Below are 13,258 nucleotides of genomic sequence, written 5' to 3' on the forward strand. Positions count from 1 at the left end.
CATGGGAAGTGACTTAAAACAAATTGCAGAGAAACTTAAAGATGCAGTTCATAAAGTTGATAAACAAGAAGAAAGGTCTTATAGTCTTAAAGCCCAATTAATTTATGCTTTCAATGGTACTGGGAAAACAAGACTTTCAAAAGAATTTAAAGAATTAATTGCTCCTAAAATAGAAGATAGTGAAGAGGGAGAAGCACTTACAAAAATTATTTATTACAATGCTTTTACTGAAGATTTATTTTATTGGGATAATGATTTGAAAAATGATGATAAAATAAAATTAAAAATACATAATAATGCATTTACTAAATGGGTTCTAAAAACTCAAGGAAATGCAAATAATATAATAAAAAACTTTCAACGATATATCAATGATGACAAATTAACACCACAATTCAACGAAGAATATACAATAAGAGATGAAAATGACAAAGAGGTTATTATACCAGCTTACTCGGAGGTAACTTTTTCATATGAAAGAGGAGATAATACTAGCTCTAAAAATATTAAAATATCTAAAGGGGAAGAAAGTATTTTTATTTGGAGTATCTTTTACTCATTCATTAAGCAAATTATTTTAGAGTTAAATATTTCTGAAGTTAGTGAACGTTCTACTAATGACTTTGATAATATGGAATATATTTTTATAGATGACCCTGTAAGTTCTTTAGATGAAAACCACTTAATTGATTTAGCTATTGACTTGTCAACTTTAATTAAGGATGATACCTCAAATATTAAATTTATTATAACTACACATAATCCTCTTTTTTATAATGTTCTTCATCATGAATTAGATGGGAAAGAATATAAAAAGTATATTTTAAATAGATTAGAAGATAGAAGTTATATATTAAAAAAACAGCAAAATGATTCTCCATTTGCTTATCATCATTATCTTATAAAAGAAATTGAAAAAGCAATTGAAACAAAAGATATTCGTAAATATCATTTTAATTATGTCCGAAATATATTAGAAAAAACTGCTACATTTTTTGGTAAAAATGGCTGGGGAAAATTATTGCCTATGGATCCTGATAATAATGATGAAAATGTTTATGCAAGAGTTATTAATCTTTATAGTCATTCTAAACTCTCTAATGATGAAATTATTGACGTTGAAGAGCGTCATAAACCAACTTTAAAATTTTTACTTTCTCATATCAAGAAATTATATGAACCTGACTTAACGGATAGTTCAAGTAAAAAGGATAGTTAATGCTGGAAACTAAAACAATAGCAGAATCAAATAATTTTATCGTTTTAGATAAATATACAAAGATTGACCAAGAGGGTAGCTCTTATCAAAGTGAAATTGATTTGGAAAATGAGCTTATAAAAGATTTAGATGCTCAAGGTGTCAAATATGAAAGTGATATAAACACTCCTGAAAAATTATTGGAAAATGTGAGAATACAACTTCAAGAACTCAACCGTGTAGAATTTAAAGATGGCGAATGGAGTCGTTTCGTAGAGGAGTATTTAGATAAACCAAGTGATAATATTATAGAAAAGACTCGTAAAATTCACGATAACTATATCTATGATTTTGTATTTGATGATGGGCGAATCAAAAACATCTATCTTCTTGATAAAAAGAATATCACTAGAAATAAAGTACAAGTAATCAAACAGTTTTCTCAAAAAGGAACACAAGCCAATCGATATGATGTGACTATATTAGTAAATGGTTTGCCTTTGGTTCAAATAGAGCTAAAAAAACGAGGTGTTGCCATAAGAGAAGCTTTTAATCAACTACATAGATACTCAAAAGAGAGCTTTAATGCTGAAAACTCTTTGTATAAATATTTACAGATTTTTATCATATCAAATGGAACAGATAGCAGATACTTTGCAAATACTACAAAAAGAGATAAAAATAGCTTTGATTTTACGATGAACTGGGCAAAGTCTGATAATACACTTATCAAAGATTTGAAAGACTTTACCGCTACATTTTTGCAAAAAAATACCCTGCTTGATGTGCTTATTCACTATAGTGTTTTTGATGTTAGCAATACTTTGCTTATTATGAGACCATATCAGATAGCAGCAACTGAGAGGCTTATTCGGAAAGTAAGAAGTTCTTACGAAGCAAAAAGATGGAGTAGCTTAGAAAGTGGTGGATATATCTGGCACACAACTGGAAGCGGTAAAACTCTTACAAGCTTTAAAGCGGCAAGGTTAGCAACTGAGCTTGATTTTATAGATAAAGTGTTTTTTGTAGTAGATAGAAAAGACCTTGATTATCAGACGATGAAAGAGTATCAACGATTTTCACCTGATAGTGTAAATGGCTCAGATAGTACAGCAGGGCTTAAGCGTAATATCGAAAAAGATGATAATAAGATTATTGTTACAACTATCCAAAAGCTAAATAACTTGATGAAAAGTGAAAATGATTTAGAGATATACACCAAACAAGTTGTTTTTATATTTGATGAGGCTCATCGAAGCCAGTTTGGTGAAGCACAAAAAAATCTAAAGAAGAAGTTTAAAAAGTTTTATCAATTTGGTTTTACTGGAACTCCTATTTTTGCAGGAGTTAATGCTTTAGGTGCGGAAGATACTGCAAGTGTATTTGGTCTTGAGTTGCACTCGTATGTGATTATCGATGCTATACGAGATGAAAAAGTATTGAAGTTTAAAGTGGATTATAATGATGTAAGACCTCAATTTAAAGATTTTGAGGGTGAAACTGATGAGAAAAAACTAAGTGCTTTTGAGAACAAACAAGCATTATTGCATCCTGTAAGAATTAATGAAATCACTCAGTATATTTTAAACAACTTCAATCAAAAAACACATCGTTTGCAAGTTGGGGCTAAAGGCTTTAATGCGATGTTTGCTGTTAGTAGTGTAGATGCTGCAAAGCTTTATTATGAAGCTTTTAAAAACTTGCAAAAAGGTAAAGAGAGACCTCTGAAAATTGCTACTATTTTTTCATTCGCTGCAAATGAGACACAAGATGCAATAGGAGATATTGCTGATGAAAATTTTGAACCAACTGCAATGGATGCAAGTGCAAAAGAGTTTTTGAGTGCTGCAATTGATGATTATAATAAAATGTTTGGAACTACTTATGGAGTAGAAAGTAAAGAGTTTGCAAACTATTATAAAGACCTTGCAAAAAGAGTTAAAGGAAAAGATAGTAGCGGAGCCTCTCTAAAGCCAAATGAAAAAGTTGATTTACTTATCGTTGTAGGTATGTTTTTAACTGGATTTGATGCACCGACTTTAAATACTTTGTTTGTAGATAAAAATCTAAGATACCATGGTTTGATGCAGGCATATTCACGAACTAATAGAATCTATGATGCTACTAAGACTTTTGGAAATATTGTAACCTTTAGAGATTTAGAACAAGCAACCATCGAAGCGATTAGGACATTTGGAGATGATAATACAAAAAATATAGTTTTAGAAAAAAGCTATGATGAATATATGCAAGGTTTTACAGATACATCTTCAGGTGAAGCTAGAAGAGGTTATCTTGATATTATTGAAGAACTACAACAAAAATTCCCTAATCCAGATGTTATAGAGAGAGAAAAAGAGAAAAAAGATTTTGCAAAGCTATTTGGTGAATACTTAAAAGCTGAAAATGTTTTACAAAACTATGATGAGTTTGCTGGATTAAAGCTACTTCAAGATTTGGATATGAGTGATTTAGAAGCTGTTGAAGAATTTAAAACAAAGCATTACTTGAGTGATGAAGACTTGAGTAAAATGCAAGAGATTAAGATACCAAGTGAGCGAATTATTCAAGACTATAAATCAACATACAATGATATTAGAGAGTGGATTAGAAGAGAGAAAGACTCTAAAAATAAAGAAGATTCTACTATCGATTGGAATGATATAGTATTTGAGATTGATTTACTTAAATCTCAAGAGATTAATCTTGATTATATTTTAGAGCTAATCTTTGAACACAATAAAAAAGTTAAAGACAAAGTAGCGTTGGTAGAAGAGGTGCGAAGAGTAATTAGAGCTAGTTTAGGTAATCGTGCAAAAGAGATTTTGATAGTTGATTTTATCAATCAAACAAATTTAGATGAGATTGGTGATAAAGCTAGTGTAATTGATGAGTTTTTTAAATTTGCACAAGTTGAGCAACAAAAAGAAGCAAATGAGTTAATTAGTGAAGAAAATTTGAATGAAGAAGCTGCTAAGCGTTATATTACTGCATCATTGAAACGGGAATATGCTACTGAAAATGGAACTGAACTAAATGCGATTCTTCCTAAAATGAGTCCACTTAATCCGCAGTATTTAACTAAAAAACAAAATGTTTTCCAAAAAATTGCAGCTTTTGTTGAGAAGTTTAAAGGTGTTGGTGGAAAGGTTTAATTGAAAAATTTCAACAACATTAAATTAAATGATACTAAAGAAATATAATGGAAGAATTAAAAAAAGCGATAATAGATAATTTATATAAATCAAACTTCTATGAAGCATTAATAAATATCCAAAAATTAGAAACTAGTTTTCCAGATGCTCAAGAAACTTTATTTTTATATTATTATTTATATGATTTAATGAGCTGGGTTAGCCATCATAAAAAACATAATTCTAAGAGTACAATACAAAATAATAAAGACAAATATTTCAATCAAATACTGCAAATTAACCAAAATAATAGATCGATAACTTATTTTCAATTATATTTATTTTTAGAAGAAAATTTTAGAACTTTTGAACATTTCTCATGGTTTAGTAGATATGGTAAATCTAAATACTTATTAGATCAAGCATTAAAAGAAAATCAAGATAATCTTGAAACACAATTTTATAGTCTTTTTTGTGAAGAAAAAACAAAAGAATGTTTTGAATTTTTGAGTAAAAACATACTAGATACTCAAATCGTACAAAAGTTTCTTAATAATCTTTGGTTTAAAGATGAATTTTTAGATGATTCTCAACAGCTCAAACAACTATATGGTCTTGGTTCAGAACATACTGATTTATTCTACTATACACAAAAAAAAGATTACAACTGGTTATATGATTATTTTAATGAAGATGAAGAAAGAAAATATAAAACCAACTCTATTTCTTATGGAGAAGTTTGTTTTGAAACTAAAAAGTATGATGAAGCAATCAAATACTACGAAAATAAAGATGACAAAAGCAATAATGACTATTTTATATTAGGTGAATGTTATGAGCAACAGGATGAAAAAGAAAAGGCAATAAATTGCTACAAAAACTATTATACTAATTTTAGTTCAGGAAATTGGCAAGTTGGTATTAAAAAGCTTTTTAAACTTCAAGCTTATGATGAAATAAAATATGTACTGAAAACTGAAAAGTCTAATCTTCATAAAGAGTATAAAATATTTTATGAGGCAAAGCTATTAAGCATTGAAAAAAAATATATAGATAGTATAAATACTCTCAATGGTATTTTTGACAAACTACATAATCATCATGAAGAATTGAAAAAAGATATTTATTTTTTGTATATTTCAAATTATTATAAAGAAACGATGAAGGCGATAGAACAATCCTATCATGAGATTATTGAATCAAATGATTTTGAACTAAGTGGACCAAGATTTCTTTTCGGTTTTGATTATCATCACTTGTCTTTATATCGTGATTTTGAAAAATATATTAAAAAGTTAAATATTGAATTTGATAATAAGTATTACAAACTTACAGAACAGTGTAGAAAAAGGATAAATAATAGATTTATAGAAGTACATAAAAAGTTATATAGTGAAATACAAATAAGAAAAATAAACATTACTGAAGATAGAGAGCTTTATTACTTATCAGCTTTTGAGGATTTAGATTCTATAAATAAAAGAATCAGTATTTTTAAGAATAGAATTAAAAATGAAGCAGAAAATCCAAGATATTATTTAGAACTTGGTAAGTTACATTATAAAAAAGTAAATCTAACAAAATATAATTTCAAAAAAGCAATTAAATATCTTGAAAAATCAATTGAATTGGCAGAAAAATATTTTGTAAATCTTTACGGTGAAGCTGAATTATTATTAGTGAAAATAAAAGAATCCAAAGAAGATAAAAAAGCTTTATTTGACAAAAGTATAAAGGATTTTATATTTTACAATTCGTATCAAAAAGATTCTAGAACAATGTTTTTTGCACAAACTTTATATAAATATCAAAGTTTTTCTATAAATGGATTATCTGGCTTGTCAGAGAATTATTTGTATTTTGCAAATCCTGATCAACTAAATGATCCCTTTGATGTTGCATCAGAATCTTTGGAAAAACAATTTAAAAACTTGAAGTTAAACAAGAATGATTTTAAATTATGTTCTTTGTCTCAAATAAATGACAATAAACTAATGTGGTCACATTACACGCAAGAGCATACAGGGATATGTGTAGGGTATAAATTTTTATATTTGCCATATTATGTCGGAAAAGATGAAGTGAAGTATAAAAATACTAACTTAGACGAAAAAGAAATATTTGATAATATCATCGAATATTGGACTGTAAAATCAGAAGATTGGGAATATGAAAAAGAAGTGAGATTATTACATTATGGTGAGAAACAAAAAATATTCTATACTTTTGATATTAATGAAGCTCTTGAAAAAAATATAATTGCATTACAAATTGAGTCTATAACTTTTGGTTTAAAATTCCAGAATAAAACTATTTTAAAACCAATAATTTTAGAAATAGAAAAAAAACAAAATAGAAAAATTAATTTTTTTAAAGCAAAAATATCTGAGCAGAAATTAATTATAGAAAAAGTTGAAATATAATTGCTATGTAAACAGAATAAATTAGATATTAAAGTGAGGATTAACTATGCCAATACCAACACATGATGAGATAAGAGTACCAGCACTGAAACTTTTAAAAGAAAAAGGAATTTTGAAGCTAAAAGAGTTTGAAGCACCACTTGCCCAAGAGTTTAATCTCGTGCATGATGAGCTTATACAAATGTATGATAGTGGTAATGGTCCAATATTTTACGACAGAATATCCTGGGCGTTAAGTTATTTAAACATGGCGGGACTAACAAAAAAGCCTAAAAGAGGTCATTATGAAATTACTGAAGATGGAATAAAAATACTGGCTACTCCAGATATAATAAATAATTACATTACTGAAAAAATTAAACAACGAAATCAAGAGATAAACAATATTGCTAATGAGAATGTATCAGTAGCTAATATAGATGATTTTAATGATGATCTTACACCATCAGAAACTATCGAAATATCTTTTCAAAAAATCAAGAATAAAATTTACAATGATATACTAGATACTATCATAAGCAAAACACCTAGAGAGTTTGAGAAGCTTGTAGTTGCGCTATTACAAAAAATGGGCTATGGTGGTGAAATACAAAACTCTGGAGAAGTTACACAATACTCAAATGATAACGGCATAGATGGAATCATTAAAGAAGATATATTAGGTTTTGGAAGAATTTATATACAAGCAAAGAGATATCAAAGAGATAATAAAATTGGCAGAGAAGACTTAAACAAATTTGTTGGTGCATTAGCCGTCGCACAATCAAATAAAGGTGTGTTTATCACAACTTCAAGCTTTAATAAAAATGCTATTGAATATGTAAATAAATTAAACAACAATACAACATTAGTGCTTATAGACGGTGAGCAGTTAGCGAAGTATATTTATGATTATTCACTTGGTATGCAAACAGAACAAGTCATAGAAATCAAAAAGCTTGATAGTGATTTTTGGGATATTATGGAAGATGACAACACATCTGAGAATGGATAAAAATAATGTCTGGGACCGTTCAGAATTCTGTGTCAATCGGGTAAAATAACAAATACCCAAGGACACAGATATGAAGATAGAAATAGATGTAGAGCAATTTGCTCGTGATATAAAAGCAGGTAAAAGTATTGGTGGCTCAGATGGAGCTTTAGGCTCACTCATAAAACAGCTCACAGAAGCTGCACTCGCAGCTGAGATAGATTCTCATCTCTCTCAAGACCTCCAAAGAAACCGAAAAAATGGCTATAGTTCAAAGACTATGAAAAGTGATCATGGAGTATTTGAACTTGATGTTCCAAGAGACCGCAACGGCAGCTTTGAGCCTGAAATCGTAAAGAAGAATCAAACCAGTATTACAAGTGAAATCGAAGAGAAGATTCTTTCGCTCTTTGCACTGGGCAACAGCTATTCTCAGATAGCCAAACATATTGAAGATTTTTATTGTGTAGGCTTCTCTAAAGCTACTATAAGTGCCGTAACAGATAAAATCATACCAATGCTTCAAGAGTGGAAAACAAGACCTTTAGAGGCTGTTTATCCATTTGTTTTTTTAGATGCTATTCACTACAAAGTAAAAGAAGATGGGCGTTATATCTCAAAAGCATTTTACACAGTGCTGGGCGTGCGTGTGGATGGCAAAAAATGTACCTAAACGAGAGCGAAGGCGCTAAGTTCTGGTTACAGGTACTTACTGACTTACAAAACCGTGGAGTTAAAGATATCCTCATCGCTTCGGTAGATGGACTTAAAGGCTTTCCAGAAGCCATAAACTCAGTATTTCCAGATACTCAAGTGCAACTCTGCATCGTCCATCAAATACGCAACAGCCTCAAGTATGTTGGTTCTGCCAATCAAAAACAATTCGCCAAAGAACTCAAAGCCGTTTATCAGGCTTTCACCAAAGAAGAAGCGGAGTTTGAGCTTGATAAATTGGAAGAAAAATGGGGTAAAAAATATCCTATCGTCTTTCAATCTTGGAGAAACAAATGGGATAACTTGTCTCTTTATTTTCAATATCCAGAGGATATACGCAGAGTCATTTATACGACAAATATCATAGAATCAGTCCATCGCCAGTTTAGGACTCTAACGAAAACCAAAGGTGCTTTTCCAAATGATGATAGCCTGCTAAAACTACTTTATATGGGGATTCAAAATGCCCAGCAAAAATGGACAATGCCGATTAGAAACTGGAGCTTAACAATCTCTCAATTAGCCATCCACTTTGACGGACGGCTTGATGACGCATTAAATTTATGATACAATTTTAGGAATTACTCGATGCTGACACAGAATCTTGAACACTACCTAATGTCTAGATACTTATTAACCAATGATAAGATATTTGATACTAAACGTATATGAAGAATTTTTAACGGTCCCGTCCCGTCTCATCGAAGCTAATTTATACTCTAACTTTTCATCAAAACTAAGGCCAATATTTTTTTTACTATTAATATACTAAGTATTTTTCTTCTTGTTTTTTACATTTATCTTTCAAATTATTCATTTTTATTGCATATATTCTTTTTCGATTATGTACTGAATTTTAATCAAGAGGAGTGAAGAAATAATTATAATTTAGATTATATCCGTCATCTAAATAAACAATTTCTTCTTGGCCACTTTCTCCAAGTAAAATATTAAAATTGTATATTTTACTTAATTGTTTTAGTATCGTGTTTTCACAATCTATGTCGTTTACATTTCGTGCAATCTCTTCTGAATAATCTTTGACTTTGTATGATACAAGTTGACATGGAACTGATTTATTTCCATAGAGGTTATCTTTACATTTAAGAACAAATCCAGTTGTAAAATACTTTGTTTTGCTACATCTTGTCTCTTTTGTTAAGCTTATATCTATAGTATTACCATAAAAATACCGTTGATGTTCAACGACTTGATTATTTTTAGTTATCACATAGTTAAAAGTATAGTTTCCTGCAGATAAAATTTCTTTTGAAAGTATCATATCGATTTTAATTTTCACAGGCGTGTTGTTTATAACAGTAAACTCAATTTTTCTTTTATCTGTAAACCATTGTACTTTAGCCGGTAGATTTTTATCTTCTGCATTAGCTGAATAAATATCTCCAATAAGCTTGTAATATTCGTTTGTGTATAAATCTTTTTTACATAGTGCTTCCGAGAGAATCCCCTTTACATGAGTATTATTACCATCACCTAAATCAGGCTTTCCTCTGCCAAAAAAAGTACAATTTTTATATTTCACCACAATTGGATTATTTTTATTATCGTTAAAATCCGTTTTGTACTCTTTAAAAAGAGTTAATCCATCTATTAATAGTTCATTTTTTAATTGAACTTGTTCGATATCATTTGCAAAGAAACATGAAGTAGTGAGTAGGGCTGCTATTAGTAGTTTATTAAACATATATTACCTTTTTTATTTTTATATTATATTATCATAAAAATAAACATGTTCAAGTTACAAGAAGAAAGCAAGAACAAAAACATTAATGGAAGCAAAGATTTAAAGTTCATCTGACATGCTCTTTCTTAGTTTCTCAAACTCTTCTGGAGTAAGCTCCATATCTTCCATTAGCTCTAATAGTGCTTCTTTGGCTTTTATATCTTCTTCGCTATCTTTGTTGATTGGAATGAACTCTTTTCCAATTATTCCCAATGATTTTTTGTAGTGTTCAGGAACAAGACTTGGATTGTGCTTTAGACATAAGATATAGACAATGCCTTTTAGCAACTCAAAGGTTTCTTTAGTCGGTTTTATGTCAAAACATGAAACATATTTGAACAATCTTTCGTAGTCAATTTTGTCTTTAAAAATACCAGTATCCATATTTTGTTTGAACTCTTGTGCAGGAATAGTGTTCTTAAAAGTGTGATATTTATTACGAAGTTTTTTCATAGCTTCTTTGACAATTGGTCTATATTTTTTTCTGAAATAGTGTGCGGCAGCATAGTTTGCTTTTTGATTATTTGTATCGGCATTGAGGTTTATGTATGAACGAATGAGAATAGATTTGTTGTTGTATTCATTTGGTTCTATTATTCCCATATTGACTCTTTTGTATTGATTTTTAGTAGCGGTCACAATGCCTTTTTCAAAAGGAGTCTTGCCATCTTGGTCTGGATCTTTTTGGTTTAGATTGTAAACTTTCTTTTGAACTTTTTGGTATGCTTTTTTTATGAAGTTGTCTTTGTTTTCAGGTGTGTTATCGTGGATGAGATTGATTATTCTCTCAAAAGCATAGTACTCACTTGGGTTGAACTCAAGCTCTAAAGCTTCTTCACTGTAGTTTATTATATCATCTCTTATATCATCAAGAAACATTCCTAAATGCTCTTTGTTTAGTATGAAGCTTTCTCTTTTTTCTTTCAACATTTTTCTATCCTGTTAAGTGTGTCAATGTTTTTCTGCAAAAACCGCGCCTTGATTTCCGATACTTATACGAAGTATTTGGAGTGCGTTTCATAGCGCACTACCAAATTTTTACTATATTTGTACATTTTTGCGCCTAGCTTTCCGATTTACTTATTCAAAAAACCCCTATTTTATGGACATTTAAATTGTTAGGAAAATGCTAGTGCACTTGTTACTAAATCTTACTCTATAAATATCCATATTTTAGGCACTTTTTATAAAAGCGCACCTATGTTTTGAGTGTTGTATTTTCAAAATATCTAAACGCACTTTGGCTTTTGCTACTCAATAATTTTAGCTTTGTAATACTCTGATAGATTGGTAAGTCTATTTCCTACATAAATTTTTCTCCTTTAAAATAAAAGTTCTAAAGACATTCATATTTTTTGTTTGTGAAAATATGAATATAGATATAAATTTTTAAAGGAGTCAACAAATGGCAGCAAAAAGTAGAATGGAAAAGTATAGAAAGGAAATTAAAAATTTAATTTTAAAAGGAGTATCTATAAGATCAGCTTGGAGATTAATAAATGCTGATTTACCCGAAGAAGGTAAAATCAGTTACAACGCTTTTTATCATTTTGTTAGAAATAGTATCTAACATATGATATTTAAAAATCTATTTTTATCTAGGGAATAAAGTTTTAGTATCAATTTTTCTATGAGCTAGTACTATCATTGGAGTCATTTTTGATTCAATATTTTTAATTACTTGCTCATAATGAGTAATTAATCTTTTGCAGTCTTCCTCTTCTAAATACATGCTAATTGATGCTTCAAATTGTTTTTTGATTTGTGAAGTAAATGCAGGATTATTTTTAAATGATAATACACTATATCTTTTAACTAAATCTATTAAATATGATTGATAAGGTCGTTCTGACTTATCCAGCTTGAGATTGTTTAACTCTTCATTATTATCTCTTACATATCTGAAAATATAATATAAAAACAGGAGCGGTCTGAAAGGGATATGCCCTTCTAGTTTAATTGCTTCTAAAAATTTTCTAATAGGTGATTTTTCTTTGTCATCACTTGCAATTCTTTTAATTGTATCTTCAAATAAAATTTCATTTAACTTAATATTGAACTCTTCAGGGGTTAAAATCAAATCAATATCTTTAATGAGTTGCTGATTCTGCATAGTGATATTATTATCATCTATATCTAAAAAAGCTGGTTCAATATCAGAAAAAATCCAATCAGGATTAACATTAAATATATCAAATAAATTTTTTAACACATAAAAATCAGGTGTTCTTTCATGTTTCTCATATTTACTTATTGTTGATTGGGTAACATTTAATTTCTCAGCAAATTCTCTTTGATTTAGTTTTTCAGATTCTCTAATAAATTTAATTTTTTCAAAAATTTCCATTTTAGTCCTTGACATAATATTACATATGTAATATAATATTCCAAATAAACTATTTAAGTTTAATAGTTTTATTTTAGTCATTATACAAAAAAAGGAGATTTAATGCAACTAATTGAAGTTATAAGACACAGCGGTAAAATAAAAACTGTTGATGATTTATTGAACAACTTTAATTCAATTACAGAACTAGCAAGAGATGATATTTATAAAATTGCTAAATCAAAGCGAATTTTATTTGCTGATTTTGATTTTGCATATGGCGAGGGAGTTGAGATGTTAAGAAGCCAGCTTCAAAAATCACATTTAAAAGGGATAAAAAGATTTTTAGAATGTGAAAATATAGATAATGCAATCACTTGGCTAATCCGACGAATCTTAGCAAACATGAGAAACATAACTACAAATAAAAAATTTAGACTCTATTGTGCACCAAGTTTCGCACAATTGCACGAAAACATTAAATCAAATAACGACATAAAAATAGTTCTTGAGCTTATAGAGCTTGAAAAATTTGATAGAGATACCTTAAAAAATGGACTTCAAAAAATGTTGGTAGACTCAATGTTTGATGAAGATTTTGATCACTTTGATGTGGAATATCTCTGTAAAAAGTTTAAATTTGAGATGTCGGAAATAGTAGGAGCCCAGGTAATGAATTTGCAAAAGTATAAAAAGGAACAAACTGAAAGCGGCCACCTCCAGCTTGTTTTTGTATTTTGATAATC

9 protein-coding genes and 1 pseudogene are annotated in these 13,258 nt (G+C 29.1%); 7 read left to right on the top strand and 3 right to left on the bottom strand.

Going from position 1 to position 13,258, the window contains the following annotated elements; all coding sequences use genetic code 11:
* Position 1: 1 nt before the first annotated feature.
* From PHV22_RS02075 to PHV22_RS02095, 5 genes and pseudogenes are all read left to right on the top strand, one after another.
* A complete protein-coding gene (locus PHV22_RS02075) occupies positions 2–1,219 on the top strand; it encodes an AAA family ATPase (RefSeq protein WP_299945435.1) in 1,218 nt (405 codons plus the stop codon).
* On the top strand, positions 1,219–4,353 hold the full coding sequence (locus PHV22_RS02080) for a type I restriction endonuclease subunit R (protein WP_299945437.1): 3,135 nt from the start codon (positions 1,219–1,221) through the stop codon (positions 4,351–4,353). Before PHV22_RS02075 ends, PHV22_RS02080 begins: the two co-directional genes overlap by 1 nt.
* Before the next feature lie 47 nt (positions 4,354–4,400).
* Positions 4,401–6,755, top strand: a complete 2,355-nt coding sequence (locus tag PHV22_RS02085) for a DUF2971 domain-containing protein (RefSeq protein ID WP_299945439.1) — start codon at positions 4,401–4,403, stop codon at positions 6,753–6,755.
* A 46-nt stretch (positions 6,756–6,801) separates the two neighbouring features.
* Positions 6,802–7,749 carry a restriction endonuclease gene (locus PHV22_RS02090; protein WP_299945441.1) on the top strand — a complete coding sequence of 316 codons (948 nt, stop codon included), beginning with the start codon at positions 6,802–6,804 and terminating at the stop codon, positions 7,747–7,749.
* A 70-nt stretch (positions 7,750–7,819) separates the two neighbouring features.
* Positions 7,820–9,009: pseudogene (locus tag PHV22_RS02095) on the top strand (IS256 family transposase).
* 289 nt (positions 9,010–9,298) lie between these two features.
* Here the strand turns inward: PHV22_RS02095 and PHV22_RS02100 are convergent.
* Positions 9,299–10,147, bottom strand: a complete 849-nt coding sequence (locus PHV22_RS02100; protein WP_299945443.1) for a hypothetical protein — start codon at positions 10,145–10,147, stop codon at positions 9,299–9,301.
* A gap of 99 nt (positions 10,148–10,246) precedes the next feature.
* Positions 10,247–11,116, bottom strand: coding sequence for a hypothetical protein (locus PHV22_RS02105; protein ID WP_299945445.1), 870 nt, complete (start codon positions 11,114–11,116; stop codon positions 10,247–10,249).
* Positions 11,117–11,591: 475 nt separating this feature from the next.
* On the opposite strand from PHV22_RS02105, the gene PHV22_RS02110 reads away from it, so the two are divergent.
* A complete protein-coding gene (locus PHV22_RS02110; protein WP_299945447.1) occupies positions 11,592–11,756 on the top strand; it encodes a hypothetical protein in 165 nt (54 codons plus the stop codon).
* Positions 11,757–11,780: 24 nt separating this feature from the next.
* Here the strand turns inward: PHV22_RS02110 and PHV22_RS02115 are convergent, their stop codons facing one another.
* Positions 11,781–12,533 (bottom strand): helix-turn-helix transcriptional regulator, encoded by a 753-nt coding sequence (locus PHV22_RS02115; protein ID WP_299945449.1) that lies wholly within the window; start codon positions 12,531–12,533, stop codon positions 11,781–11,783.
* Between the two features lie 102 nt (positions 12,534–12,635).
* On the opposite strand from PHV22_RS02115, the gene PHV22_RS02120 reads away from it, so the two are divergent.
* The gene (locus PHV22_RS02120) at positions 12,636–13,253 is read left to right on the top strand and encodes a hypothetical protein (protein ID WP_299945451.1); all 618 of its coding nucleotides are present in this window, start codon (positions 12,636–12,638) and stop codon (positions 13,251–13,253) included.
* The last annotated feature ends 5 nt before the right edge of the window (positions 13,254–13,258 follow it).

The organism is Sulfurimonas sp. (genome assembly GCF_028713515.1).
GTDB lineage: Bacteria > Campylobacterota > Campylobacteria > Campylobacterales > Sulfurimonadaceae > Sulfurimonas.